Source organism: Streptomyces sp. NPDC050509, from assembly GCF_044457965.1.
Taxonomy (GTDB): Bacteria; Actinomycetota; Actinomycetes; order Streptomycetales; family Streptomycetaceae; genus Streptomyces.
In genome coordinates this window covers 454079-466467 of the sequence record NZ_JBITHL010000002.1, presented here as the reverse complement: position 1 = coordinate 466467, position 12389 = coordinate 454079, and the positions used below count along the sequence as shown (strand labels likewise).

Genomic DNA, 12389 nt, shown 5'->3' with positions numbered 1-12389 from the left:
GGGCTCCTTGGCGGTGGGGCGGAGAAGGGCGCGAGGCGGGGAAAGGCGCCGGGCGGCGAAAAGCGCCGGGACCGGCCGCGTCGCCGGGACGTCCGGACGCGGTCGGCACGGATCAGACGCGGTCGATGTGCACGCTGGTGGCCTTCACCCGGGCGGTGGCCTGTACGCCGACCTCCAGGCCCAGTTCCTCGACCGCTTCCCGGGTCAGCAGCGAGACCAGCCGGTGCGGTCCCGCCTGGATCTCCACCTGGGCCGCGACATCGCCGAGGGTGACCGCGGTGACGATGCCGGGGAAGGCGTTGCGGGCGGAGGTGTACGCGACCTCGTCCTCGTCGGCGCCGCCCTGGGCGACCTCGACGGAGAACGCGGCCAGCGCGCGGCCGTCGATGAGACGCCGTCCGCCCTCGTCGCGATGGGTGGCGACCCGGCCCGCGTCGGCCCACCGGCGCGCGGTGTCGGGACTCACCCCGAGGAGCCGGGCCGCCTGACCGATCGTGTAGGACTGCATGTGCGACAAGATAGGCCGGAGTGCCTCGCATTTACAATTCTTCAGATGATGCTTCCTCGCAGATGAGAGGGCATCGAGAAGGAACCGCGTGGCCGGGTTTCGCGCCTCAGCGTTTGACGGCCCGCAGGATGACGAACTTCGGATCGCTCGTCACGGTCTCGCAGTTGCCGAAGAGCCTGCGCAGCTTGGTGTGGTAGCCGAGGTGCCGGTTGCCGATGACCCACAGCTCTCCCCCGGTCCGCAGCGCCGCGCGCGACCCGGTGAACATCCGCCACGCCGTCGCGTCGGTCGTCGACTGGTGCGTGTGGAACGGCGGATTGTTCAGGACGAGATCGGCCGACTCGGCCGGTACGTCGGTCAGGCTGTCGCCTAGGACGAACTCCGCGGGCGTCGCGGCGTCGACGTTCTTGCGGAAGGTGGCCTCGGCCGACGCCACCGCCGCGTACGACTCGTCGATGAAGGTCACCGTGGCGTCCGGGTTGTCCAGCGCCACGGCGGTGCCGATGACCCCGTTGCCGCAGCCCAGGTCGATCACCCGCTCGGGTCCGCGGCTCCGCGGGAGGTGGCGCAGCAGGAACCGTGTGCCGATGTCGAGCCGTTCCGCGCAGAAGATCCCCGCGTGGTTGACGACGGTACGGCCCGACACGGAGCCGAGCCCTTCGGGCAGCGCGTAGCTGCGCGGCCAGGGGCTGGCGGTCCGTACCCGCCCCGGCGTGGGGGTGCAGAAGATCAGCCGGGCCTTCTTGACGGCGAGGGAGGTCTTCGTGGGGCCGAGGATCTGTTCGAACAGCTTCAGGGTGGACGTGTGGATCTCGGTCACCCGGCCCGTGCCGATGACCAGGGTTCCCGGGTGCACGGCGGGCGCCAGCCGGTGGAGCTGGTCCTCCAGCACGGCCAGGCTCTTGGGAACGCGGACGAGCAGGACGTCGATCCGCTCCGGCGGCGTGTCGCGGGTGGACAGCAGCCGTACGGCGTCGGTGCCGAGACCGGCGCGGCGCAGATTGGCGCGGGTCGCCTGCTGGGTGAGGTACGAGTCGCTGATCTGTACGAGGGCGCTGGAGTCCCGTTCCTGGTGGCCGGCGAGCGCGGTGGTGAGCGCGCCCCATCGGTCCCCGACGACCACGACGGTGCCGGACAGCCCGGCCGGACCCGCCGGTCCGCCGTCGCGTTCCTGTCCGCCTTCCCCTTCCCCGAGGTGCCGCAGCAGGTACTCGTCGGCGGCGTCCCACGCGCGCAGCGTCTCGCGGGGATGTTCGGGAAATCGGGTGAGGCCGAACTCGCCCCAGGGTGTCGTCAAACGGTTCATCGTGCCCTCAGGCTATCCGCCCGGGGGCGGACCGTGCGCCGCGCGGTCTCAGGTGGCGGCGCCGTGCTGCGAGGAGAGTCTGCGGGCCCGGTCCAGGGCGGCCTGGGCCTGGCTCGGGCTGAGGACCGCGGCGAACTCCGTACGCGCGATCCCCAGGACCACCTCGGCGTCGGCCGGCGGGTGCGGGTGGTCGCGCAGGGCGATGTCCGCGGCGGCCTGCGCCAGCAGGTCGTCGTCGGGGGACGCCCCTGGCTGGGACATGGTGTGGAGCACCTGGTGCCAGAGTCCGGTCATCGCGTCATTTCCCTTCGTCCGTGAGGGGGCCGCCGGTGGGGATGTCGTCGGCCGGGATGCCGCCGGTGGGGATGTCGTCGGCCGGGATGCCGCCGGTGGGGATGTCGTCGGTGGGGATGCCCAGCGCGGCGAGGGCGTGGCGGACGAGCTCTTCGGCCAGCAGCTCCCGGGGGAACGCGGTGGCGTCGCGGGCCCAGTGCGCCACCAGTTCGTTGATCGCCCCGATGAGCGCCATGATGGCGAGGGAGTGGTCCCGGCGCACGGCCTCGCCCCGCTCGACGGCGCGCTCCGCCTCCCCGCTGAGGAAGTCGGACCACAGGCTCCGCCACAGCAGCCGGTGCTCCTCGACCGCCCGGCCCGCCCCGATGACCTCGACGAACGCGATCCGGGTGGCGATGGGCTCCACGGTGACGGCGTCCAGATAGGCACGGGTGAGGGCCGAGATCCGGGCGCGGGCTCCCGCCGACTCCATCCCGGGGTCGCTGAGCACCGTCAGCGCGGCTTCCATGCCGGCCCGCGCGACATCGTTGTGCAGCGCGATCAGCAGCGCCTCACGGCCCTCGAACTCCTCGTAGAACGCGCGGATCGAGACATGGGCGGTGGCACAGATCCGCTCGATGGAGGTGGCCGGGTAGCCGCGGGTGGTGAACAGGTCGGTCGCGGTCGCCAGCAGCCGCTCCCGGCGCGCGGCCCTGCGGTCCTGACCCGTACGGTCCTGGTCCGTGCGGGTGTGGTCCGTGCGGGTCTCCTTGGCTCTCGTACGGGCAGACGATGACGACGTCGTGTCCGCGGAATTCCGGCCCGGATCCATCCGACCTCCCCGAATCGCCCCGGGAACACGCGGTGTTGTCACCGGTAAGGGCGCTTATCGAGCATGCCACGCACCACGGGCCGACACGCCGCGTTCCGCGAATGCGCGCGAAACCGCAAAAATGTCCGGACGGGGCAAACCGTTTCCGCGCACCGCCCGGCGGCCCGGATCGACGCGGACCGCCGGATCACTCGAACGGCTGTCGCACCGGGCTGCCCGGCCGCCGGGGCGGGATGCTCGTGCTGACCGGCCGTGCCACGGCACCGACCACGGGGAGAGGGGCGTCATGACCACTCCCGCCGACCGGGCGGAGCGCGGCAGGGCGGCCCGCAAGGACGCGTCCCGGTCCTCGCACGGGTTGTGGATACCGGGCGCCGACCGGCTCGACCCGCTCGCCGTCCTGGCCCGGCAGGCCACGCACCGGGTCCCCGAACTGGTGCCGCTGCGCCACGAGCGGATGGCCGCGTCCCCGTACGCCTTTCTGCGCGGCGCCGCCGCCGTGATGGCCGCCGATCTGGCGCCCCAGCCGCGTACGGGGCTGACCGTGCAGCTCTGCGGCGACGCCCATCTGCTGAACTTCGGCGTCTTCGCCGCACCCGACGGCGCCCTGTTCTTCGATCTCAACGACTTCGACGAGACCCTCCCCGGCCCGTTCGAGTGGGATGTGAAGCGGCTCGCGGCGAGCGTCGTGGTCGCCGCCCTCGACCAGGGCGCCCCGGCGTCGGACGCCCGGGACGCGGCGCGGGCCGCCGCCGGGGCGTACCGCACGTCGATGCGACGGCTGGCCCGCCTCGGTGAACTGGCCGTCTGGTACGAGCGGATCGGCACCGCGGCCCTGCGCCCGCTCGTCAGGGCGGCCCGGCGCGGGCGCGCCGAGGCGCCTGCGTCGCGGCAGCGCACCACGCTGCGGGCGGTGGAGGAGCTGACCGGCACGGCGGAGGGGCACCGCCGGATCATCCACGATCCGCCGCTGCTCGAACCGGTCGGCCCCCTCGACACCGCGATGCTCCGGCGGATCTTCATCGGTTACCGCAGCACGCTCCCCGAGGAGCAGCGGGTGCTTCTCGACCGGTTCCGCCTCGTCGACGTGGCCCGCAAGGTCACGGGGGTCGGGAGCGTCGGCACGCGGTGCTTCGTCGTGCTGCTGGAGGGGCGCGACGCCGGGGATCCGCTGCTCCTCCAGATCAAGGAGGCCGAGCGGTCGGTGCTCGAACCGCATGTCCAGCAGAGCGTCTACCCCCACCAGGGCCGGCGGGTGGTCGCGGGGCAGCGGCTGCTCCAGGCGACGGGCGACGTCTTCCTCGGCTGGGTCACGGGGTCCGAGGGGCGCCACTTCTACTGGCGCCGGCTCCGGGACATGAAGGGGCCCGCCGTCGTCGAGGGCATGGCGCCGGCCCTGCTGCGTACGTACGCGGAGCTGTGCGGCGGGGCCCTGGCGCGGGCACACGCCCGCTCCGGGGACCGGATCGCCATCGCGCACTACCTCGGCGGGTCGGACACCTTCGACCGCGCCCTGGCGGACTTCGCGCTGCGCTACGCCGACCGGAACCGGGCCGACCACGCCGCGCTCGTCGCGGCGCTCGCCGCCGACCGGACGCCGGCGGCCACCCGTCAGGCCCGGCGGGACTCTCGAAACACGCTCTAGTCCAGGACCGGGCCCGCCCCTTCGAGTGCCGCGCCGACATCGTCGGCGAGCGTCACCGCGACCTGCCGGATCTGCCGGGTGGGGACGATCCCCGGCGTGGGCCGGAGCATGAAGCGGCCCTGGTAGTGGCCGCCCGCCGCCGCCCGGAGTTCGATCTCCCCGGCCGGCCAGCCGCGTCCCTCCAGGTCCCAGGGCTCGCGGTCCACGACGACGGTGCCGTCCTGCTCCAGCCGCGCCGGGTGCCCGAGCAGGCTCCCGTACTCGAACCGGCAGTTCTCCAGTCGCAGGATCTCGACCAGGTGACGGCCGACCTGGTCGACCACGGCGGCGGAGGAGCCGGTGGTCCGCGCCAGCCGGGCGGTGTCGTGGATCCGGGCGAGGAGCCCCGCGTCGACCACGGTCATGACCCGCAGCCGCCGGGCCCGCGCGGCGAGTTGGGAGACGGCGAGCCCCACGGCCAGCAGCAGGAGGGCCGTGGTGAGGTCGCGCGTGCTGGTGACGGTGAAGCGTTCGAACGGCCGGGCGAGGAAGAAGTCGAACCAGACGGCCGAGGAGAGCGCGGCGAGCGCGCCCGCGACACGGTTGCCCAGGGCGGCGACCGCCACGACGACCACGACGAGGATCAGCGCCAGATTCGTACTCGCCACTCCCGTACGGAACGGCACCAGCACCCCCGCGGTCGCCAGGGGCGCGAGCAGCGCCGCGCCGAGCGCGACGCGGTCACGGAGCGGACAGCGCATGGTTCACCTCACCGTGCCTGCCGGTGCGGAGGTCCGGCGCAACCGGGGCCGCCGGGCCGGCGGCCCTCGACTCCAGCGTGCACCCCGCGGGCCCGGTCGTGGCGGAGGCTGCCGCGGTCCTGACGGGGCCCTGCCGCGGGCCCGGCGGACGTTGACGCGCCCTTGACGTACGGCCTGCCGAACCGGCGCGAAGGCCGGCCGGCCGGTGCCCGCACATCGTGTGAAACGCCTGTGGCACGCCGGGGACCCGTGATACGTCTGCCGTCATGGACGATCTTGTGACGGAGCGGCTGGTACTCCATCCGCTGAGCGTGCTCGAAGCCGAGCGGGTGGCGGCGGGCGAGCCCGCGGACGGGGATGGGTGGGCGCCCGGATACCCCACCGACGGGGACATGGCGGGGGCCCGGCGCTTTCTGACGACGTGTTCGATCACCGGTGATCCGCGGCCCTTCGGCGCGTACGAGATCCGCCGCCGCGCGGACGGACGCGCGATCGGCGGTCTCGGCTTCCACGGCGTCCCCGACGAGGATCTCACCGTCACGATCGGCTACGGCCTGATCCCCTCCGCCCATGGTCAGGGGTACGCGTCCGAGGCGCTGCGCGGACTGCTGCGGTTCGCGCGGGCCGGCGGGGTCAGCCGTGTCCAGGGGGACGCCGATCACGACAACATCGCGTCGCAGCGCGTGATGACGGCGGTGGGGATGCGGCTGGTCGCACAGGACGAGGCGCTGAAGTACTACCGGATCGTCTGGCCCGTCGACGAGGCGGCGGCCGACGCCCTGCGGTCGTGGACGGACGGCCGACGGGCCGGGTGACCACCTGGCCCGTCCGGGCGGTGTGACGGGGCGGAGCCTGCCGGGAGGGGCAACTCAGTTTCTGCGCGGGGTGAGGGTACGGCGTCGGGTGGCCGCGGGCCGGTCGAAGAAGCTCTCCACGGGGGCCTCCTCGTCGCCCTCGCCCTCGTGCGGCGGCAGTTCGACGGTGTAGCGGGGTTCGAGGAAGATGCCGTGGTGCTGTGGCCGCGCGCTCGGCGCGGCGCCCGCGGTGGAGTCCTGAACCGGATCCTGGCGGGACGGTGAAGAAGGCATGCACAACCGTTCGGAGATGTGAGCGGCCGCGCGGCCCAATGCCGGTCGACCCGTTGAAGAGGTGTCTACCCCATCCTTCCCTGTCCTGCACAACCGCGGGTCACCGGAGCGCGTCGCGGGCCCGCTCGTCCACCCGGCCCATCCGGAGGACCGGCGCGGGTCCGGCCGGGCTCCGCGGGGGAAGGAAGGGGTCGTGCGTGATGTCGGAGTATCCCTGAGCGGACCGGTCGCGGAGCTCATGAAGCGGCGCCGGGAGCCCATCGTCGCCCAGACGCTGCGCTCGACCGCCGCCGCGACCATCGCCTATGTGGTCGCGGTGTGGCTGAGCAGCGAGCCCGCGCCGCTCACCGCCCCGCTGACCGCGCTGCTCGTCGTCCAGGTGACGCTCTACTCCACCCTGACCACCGGTATCCGCAGGGTGAACGCCGTGGTGACCGGCGTGCTGGTGGCCAGTGCGTTCAGTGTGCTGGTGGGGCTGACCTGGTGGAGTCTGGGGCTGATCATCCTCGCCTCGCTCGTCGTCGGACGCATCGTGCGGGTGAGCGAGTTCGTGCCCGAGGTCGCGATCAGCGCCATGCTCGTGCTCGGGGTGCCGCGGGTGGCGTCCACCGCGTGGGACCGGGTGCTGGAGACACTGATCGGCGCGGTGGTGGGGCTGCTCTTCAACTTCCTGCTGGCACCGCCGGTGTGGGTCGCCACCGCGGGCGAGTCCATGGACGGCCTCGCCCGCCGGATGCGCCAGCTTCTGCTGCGGATCGGGGAGGGGCTGACGGAGGCCGTCCCGGTGGAGCGCGCCGCTTCGCGGCTGCACGAGGCACGCCGGCTGGACCACGACATCAGCGAGGTGGACGCGGCGCTGCGCCAGGCGGAGGACAGTGTCCGGCTCAACCCCCGGGTGAAGGAGGGGCTGTTGCACCGGGTGGTGCTGCGGACGGGCCTGGACACCCTGGAGATCTGCACGGTGGTGCTGCGGGTGCTGGCCAGAACACTCACCGATCTCGCCAAGGAGCGCGAGCGGGAGGCCCTGTTCACCCCGGAGGTGGGGGCGGCGCTGCAGGATCTGCTGGCCGGGGTGGCCGACGCGGTGGTGAGTTTCGCCGTCATGGTGACCACGGATGTCACCCGGAGCGCCGAGACCGCCGAGGCGCGGCTCGCCGAGGATCTGGACGCGGCCCGGACGAGCCGGGAGCGGCTGGCGGGGCTGCTGCTGGCGGAGATGCGGCGCGACCCGGGGCAGTGGCAGCTCCACGGCGCGCTCCTGGCCGAACTGGACCGGATCCTGGACGAGCTGGACCTGGAGCATCGCTCCCGGCGGCTGATGGAGGAGCTGGACCGGGCCTCCCGGGAGGATCGGGAGCGTCATCCCCGGCTGACGGCGGCCTGGCATTGGGTACGGCGAAAGGTCATGCGGCGCGGGCGATAGGGAACCGGCCGCGAACGGGGGAAGGGAATGCGCGGGAGCCGACTTCAATCGGCCGTCCGCCCGGCGGGATTCGCCGTTTCCCGAGCAACGGAAAGCTCCTGGCCAATTATTGACGGAATATTTACCAACGGCGTGACGTGTCGTCGTGAATGAGGGCGAGGAAGCGCCGGCCCACCGGTCCACATCCCCGTATTGACGGGCGAAAGCAGTGATGACGGCATGATCGGGCCATCCTTCCGGTTTGCGATCATGATTGCCGCCGTCGTCGCCCCGCCCCGCCTCCGCGCGGGCGCCCTGGCCGGTCCTCGACGTCCGCGCAGGTCCACGGAGCGTGCGGAGAGCGTGAGTTGGGTGGGGCGATTGTTGGGTCCCGCGCGGATGGCGGTACTGTGCGCGCGCGCCGTCATCGTGGGCGGCGCGGCTATAGCGGAGGATTTTGTGACCCAATTCAGCAGATCATGGCGGCGCAGAAGCGCCTTCATAGCGGTCGCGGCGACCGGCGCCCTCGGCGTCGGCCTGTCGGCGGCTCCTGCGTTCGCGCACACGCCGACCTGGTCGGTGACGTGTTCCGAGGTGAGTCTGAACCTGACCGCCTACGGCAAAAGCGACAAGAACACCGTGACGGTCACCGTGGACGGCAAGGACCTGCTGCCCACGGAGAATTTCCGTAACAACTTCAGCAAGAAGCTCGACCTGCCCGCGCACAAAAGCGAGCTGACGGTCCGTCTGGTCGTGAAGGCCGCCGACGGCGACCAGTTCTCCAAGGACGAGACCAAGACCGCCCCGGTCTGCGAGGGCGAGGAGTCGACCCCGCCGCCCGCGGAGTCCACCCCGCCGCAGGAGCCCAGCTCGCCGCCGGCCCCGTCGGAGTCGGCCCCCGAGGCGACGCCCGGCGAGGACACGCCCCCCACCGAGGCGCCTGCCCCGTCGGGTGAGGCGAGCACCTCGGCCGCCGCGGTTCCGTCGTCGCAGCCGAGCCCCGCCGGTGACGACCTCGCCGAGACCGGTGCCTCCAGCTCCACCCCGCTGATCGCCGGCGCCGCCGGTGTCGTGCTGGTCGCCGGAGCGGGCATCATGTGGGCCGCGCGCAGGCGTCGTTCCGCACAGGGCTGACCCGAGCGCCCCCTGGCACCACCCGCACCACCCGCACCACCCGCACCACCCGCACCACCCGCACCACCCGCACCACAGCTTCACCCGCACCACTCGCCGTCCTGACCTGGTCGGCCCCTGACCCGGCCCGTGTGAGGCCCCGCGACGTCCTCCGTTCGCGGGGCCTCACCGTGTTCTCCCGGGCGGGAGGTGTCGTTCCCCGCCCGGGCGAGATGCACGGCGCGCCCGCCGCACCGACAATGAAGGCGCGCGTACGGAACGGACCCGGGCGCGGAACGGACGGAACACCACCGACAGCCGGGGGCGCCCATGGATCCCGTGGAGGCGCTGGACAGGATCGCCTTCCTGCTGGAGCGCTCGCGGGCGGACACCTACCGGGTCAAGGCGTTCCGTACCGCGTCCGCGACCGTCGCGGGCATGGACCCCGACGACGTGGCGCGGCGCGCGGCGGCCGGCACACTCGGCCGGGTGCGCGGTATCGGCCCCAGGACCTCACAGGTGGTGCAGGCCGTGGTGGCGGGTTCCGTACCCGAGTATCTGGAGCGGCTGGAACGGGAGGCCGGGACGCCGCTCGCCGAGGGCGGGCACGCGCTGCGCGCGGCGCTGCGCGGCGACTGCCATCTGCACTCCGACTGGTCCGACGGCGGCAGTTCCGTCGAGGCGATGGGGCGTACGGCGGCGGCGCTCGGCCATGAGTGGGCCGTCCTCACCGACCACTCCCCCACGCTGACCGTGGCGAACGGCCTGTCGGCGGAGCGGCTGCGCGAACAGCTCGACGTGATCGCGGAGCTGAACGCGCGATGGGCCCCGTTCCGGCTGCTGACCGGCATCGAGTGCGACATCCTGGCCGACGGCTCGCTCGACCAGGAGCCCGAACTCCTCGACCGGCTGGACCTGGTGGTGGCGTCCGTCCACTCGAAGCTGCGGATGGACGCCGCCTCGATGACCCGGCGGATGATCGCCGCCGTACGCGATCCGCGCACCGACGTGCTCGGCCACTGCACGGGGCGCCTGGTCATCGGCCGTACCCGCAGGGACCGGGGTACGGGCGGCAGCCGGCCCGAGTCGGAGTTCGACGCGCGGGCGGTGTTCGACGCCTGCGCCGAGACCGGCACGGCGGTGGAGATCAACAGCCGGCCCGAGCGTCTCGACCCGCCCCGGCGGCTGCTGCGTGAGGCGGTCGCGGCCGGGGTCCTCTTCGCCGTCGACACCGACGCGCACGCGCCGGGGCAGCTCGACTGGCAGCTCCTGGGCTGTGCGCGGGCCGAGGAGTGCGGTGTCCCGGCGGACCGGGTCGTCAACACCTGGCCGGCCGAGGGGTTGCGGGAGTGGACCCGCACCCGGCACGCCCCGGCGCCGGGCTGAGGCGTACAGGTCCGAGGTGCACGGGCCGAGGTGCACCGGCCGACGTCCACGGGACGGGGCCGCCGGAGCCGGGGCACACGGGCCTACGCGTACACGCCGTCCAGCCACGTCCGCCAGGTGTCTCCGGTCCGCTCGGCGTCGGCGCCGGGGGCGAAGTCGTGGACGCTGACGCCGACGGTCGCGCCGAAGTGGTTCCTGCCGAAGAACCGGTACATCGCGGTGTCGGTGCGCAACCCGACGAAGTACGGGTCGCGGTAGTCGATCACGGCGTCGACCGGGCCCACGCCGGGCAGGTCGACCCGTACGGCGGCGCCCTCCCCCGCGTCGTCCGGCAGGCCGAGCGCCCGGCTCGCCGTGTCGAGCGCGTCCGGCGCCCCGGCCGCCGCGGGCCCGTCGGCGGCGGAGAAGACCGCGGCGCGTCCGGTGAAGTACCGCAGGTACTGACCCAGAGTGTGGATGTAGAAGGTGTTGTGCCTGGCGGCGCCGTCGTACTGGTTGTCCCAGTCGTCGACGAAGATGCCGCTGTGCACGTAGCGCACCCAGGATCCGCCGCCCTCGCGCGCCTCGATGACATGGTCGAGCTGGTTGCGGGTCTGCTGGGTGATGCCCTCGACGTCCTCGACCCGGGCGGTCAGCCGCTTCCCCGGCTCCCACGCGGTGATCGTGCCGCCGAACGGGGCGGCGCCGCCCTCGCGCGGTTCGTACTCCATGGGCCACAGCCATCCCGCCGTACCGGTGGTGATGGCCTGCCAGACCTCCTGGGGGCTCGCGTCGGTCTCGAACTCGCGGACGATCTCGAATTCCTCGGACATGGTGGCGTACTCCTTCTCGCTCATGAAGCCTCCCCGATCGGGGCGGGGGGTGCCACCGGGGACACGGGCTCCGCCGTGTCGGAGCCGGTGGTCTTGACGGTGGGGTGGAGCGCGAGCACGATCCGGTGGTCCCGGCCGTTCTCGGCGTCCTCGGTGTGGTACTTGGCCATCAGCGCGCTCACGCCCCGGGTCAGCTCCTCGACGAACGCGGCCCGGTCGGCCGCGGTCGCGAAGCGGACCTCGCCGTCGAGCGCGTAGGTCGCGAGGCGCTTGCGGGCCGTGGCGGCGCCGGTGATCAGGCTGCCCACGTCCCGTACGAGCCGGGCGGCGACCGCGAGCAGCCAGCGTGCGGAGAGCTGGTCGCGGAAGCGGGCCGGGTCCGGCTGGACCGCCGCCAGGGCGAGCGGCGAGATGACGTACGAGGCCGCCGTGGCCCGCATCATCCGCTCGGTGACATTGCCGCGTCTGCGCTCACCGGCCAGCTCGACCAGCCCGTGCCGCTCCAATGCCTTGAGGTGGTAGTTCACCTTCTGCCGGGGCAGTCCGACCCGGCCGGCCAGCATCGTCGCCGACGCCGGTCCCGCGGCCAGCTCGGCCAGCAGCCGGGCCCTCATGGGGTCCAGCGAGGCGGCTGCCGCCGCCGCGTCCTCGATCACCGTCACGTCCCACATGGCTCCACCATCCCACCGACAACTTTTTTTGTCCAGGGGGATTTATTTGTCGGTGATGGACGGCCGACAGGCAGCCGTCGGAGCGAGGGAGGGAGGGAGGTCGGCGAGTCAGCCCGCGAGGCCCCAGGACACCGTGCCGTCCGCACCGACCAGCACGGCGAGGACGACGAGGTCGGCGACGCCGAGGAACAGCCCGAGGGCGGCACGACCCCTGCGTGTGGTGCCGCGCCACAGGGCGAGGGCCGCCAGGACGATCGCCATGGGGCCGAGCACGAGGTTCAGCACGAGCAGACCGAGCAGGCCGAGGACGAACGAGGCGACGGCCATGCCGTCGGCGTCACGCCGGCGCTCCGCGGGCATCAGTACCGCCGCCCGCGGGCACGGAACTCCCGGGCGGCGAACAGCAGCAGCCAGCCCCCGATGACAGCGGCGGCGAACAGGGCGACCTGCGGCGGGACATGGGCCACCGTGCCGAGCACCACCCCCATCAGGAGGAGAGCCGCGACGAGGAAGATCATGAAATGCCTCCTTGGTGGAGCGATTCGGGTAACAGCTTTACGAGAACAGTTGTGCACTGACTGCCCAGTCTAGGTTCTCCTTTCCGGAGAACGGT

The 12389-nt window shown here is 72.8% G+C and carries 15 protein-coding genes; 5 read left to right on the top strand and 10 right to left on the bottom strand.

Translation table 11 applies throughout. From position 1 onward, the window contains the following. Positions 1-112: 112 nt before the first annotated feature. The 4 genes from ACIBJC_RS07400 to ACIBJC_RS07385 form a co-directional block, all read right to left on the bottom strand. A complete protein-coding gene (locus ACIBJC_RS07400; protein ID WP_399289167.1) occupies positions 113-508 on the bottom strand; it encodes a molybdopterin-binding protein in 396 nt (131 codons plus the stop codon). 106 nt (positions 509-614) lie between these two features. After that, positions 615-1814 (bottom strand): methyltransferase, encoded by a 1200-nt coding sequence (locus ACIBJC_RS07395; protein WP_399289165.1) that lies wholly within the window; start codon positions 1812-1814, stop codon positions 615-617. Between the two features lie 48 nt (positions 1815-1862). Next, positions 1863-2108 (bottom strand): hypothetical protein, encoded by a 246-nt coding sequence (locus ACIBJC_RS07390; RefSeq protein ID WP_399289163.1) that lies wholly within the window; start codon positions 2106-2108, stop codon positions 1863-1865. A gap of 4 nt (positions 2109-2112) precedes the next feature. Next, entirely contained in the window at positions 2113-2919 is an 807-nt protein-coding gene (locus tag ACIBJC_RS07385) for a TetR/AcrR family transcriptional regulator (protein ID WP_399289161.1), read from the bottom strand. A gap of 286 nt (positions 2920-3205) precedes the next feature. Between ACIBJC_RS07385 and ACIBJC_RS07380 the strand changes: the two genes are divergently transcribed. Continuing rightward, entirely contained in the window at positions 3206-4564 is a 1359-nt protein-coding gene (locus ACIBJC_RS07380) for a DUF2252 domain-containing protein (protein ID WP_399289159.1), read from the top strand. Here ACIBJC_RS07380 and ACIBJC_RS07375 read toward each other — a convergent pair. Next, positions 4561-5304 (bottom strand): DUF4118 domain-containing protein, encoded by a 744-nt coding sequence (locus ACIBJC_RS07375; RefSeq protein WP_399289157.1) that lies wholly within the window; start codon positions 5302-5304, stop codon positions 4561-4563. The two genes, ACIBJC_RS07380 and ACIBJC_RS07375, sit on opposite strands and share 4 nt — an antisense overlap. A gap of 266 nt (positions 5305-5570) precedes the next feature. Between ACIBJC_RS07375 and ACIBJC_RS07370 the strand changes: the two genes are divergently transcribed. Next, the gene (locus ACIBJC_RS07370; RefSeq protein WP_399289155.1) at positions 5571-6119 is read left to right on the top strand and encodes a GNAT family N-acetyltransferase; all 549 of its coding nucleotides are present in this window, start codon (positions 5571-5573) and stop codon (positions 6117-6119) included. Between the two features lie 54 nt (positions 6120-6173). Here the strand turns inward: ACIBJC_RS07370 and ACIBJC_RS07365 are convergent, their stop codons facing one another. After that, positions 6174-6392 (bottom strand): hypothetical protein, encoded by a 219-nt coding sequence (locus tag ACIBJC_RS07365; RefSeq protein ID WP_399289153.1) that lies wholly within the window; start codon positions 6390-6392, stop codon positions 6174-6176. 238 nt (positions 6393-6630) lie between these two features. Here ACIBJC_RS07365 and ACIBJC_RS07360 point away from each other — a divergent pair, with 238 nt between their 5' ends. From ACIBJC_RS07360 to ACIBJC_RS07350, 3 genes are all read left to right on the top strand, one after another. After that, positions 6631-7815, top strand: coding sequence for an aromatic acid exporter family protein (locus ACIBJC_RS07360; protein WP_399289822.1), 1185 nt, complete (start codon positions 6631-6633; stop codon positions 7813-7815). Positions 7816-8253: 438 nt separating this feature from the next. Beyond that, positions 8254-8928, top strand: coding sequence for an LAETG motif-containing sortase-dependent surface protein (locus ACIBJC_RS07355; protein WP_399289151.1), 675 nt, complete (start codon positions 8254-8256; stop codon positions 8926-8928). 309 nt (positions 8929-9237) lie between these two features. Then, entirely contained in the window at positions 9238-10293 is a 1056-nt protein-coding gene (locus ACIBJC_RS07350; RefSeq protein WP_399289149.1) for a PHP domain-containing protein, read from the top strand. An 83-nt stretch (positions 10294-10376) separates the two neighbouring features. On the opposite strand, the gene ACIBJC_RS07345 is transcribed toward ACIBJC_RS07350, so the two are convergent. The 4 genes from ACIBJC_RS07345 to ACIBJC_RS07330 all read right to left on the bottom strand — a co-directional run bounded on the left by ACIBJC_RS07345 (position 10377) and on the right by ACIBJC_RS07330 (position 12294). Continuing rightward, positions 10377-11105, bottom strand: a complete 729-nt coding sequence (locus ACIBJC_RS07345; RefSeq protein WP_399289819.1) for an SRPBCC domain-containing protein — start codon at positions 11103-11105, stop codon at positions 10377-10379. Positions 11106-11125: 20 nt separating this feature from the next. Next, positions 11126-11776, bottom strand: a complete 651-nt coding sequence (locus ACIBJC_RS07340; RefSeq protein WP_399289147.1) for an ArsR/SmtB family transcription factor — start codon at positions 11774-11776, stop codon at positions 11126-11128. A gap of 108 nt (positions 11777-11884) precedes the next feature. Then, positions 11885-12136: a DUF4190 domain-containing protein gene (locus ACIBJC_RS07335; RefSeq protein WP_399289145.1), complete on the bottom strand. Its 252-nt coding sequence runs from the start codon at positions 12134-12136 to the stop codon at positions 11885-11887. After that, on the bottom strand, positions 12136-12294 hold the full coding sequence (locus ACIBJC_RS07330; protein ID WP_399289143.1) for a hypothetical protein: 159 nt from the start codon (positions 12292-12294) through the stop codon (positions 12136-12138). The genes ACIBJC_RS07335 and ACIBJC_RS07330 overlap by 1 nt, the downstream gene beginning before the upstream one ends. Positions 12295-12389: the final 95 nt, after the last annotated feature.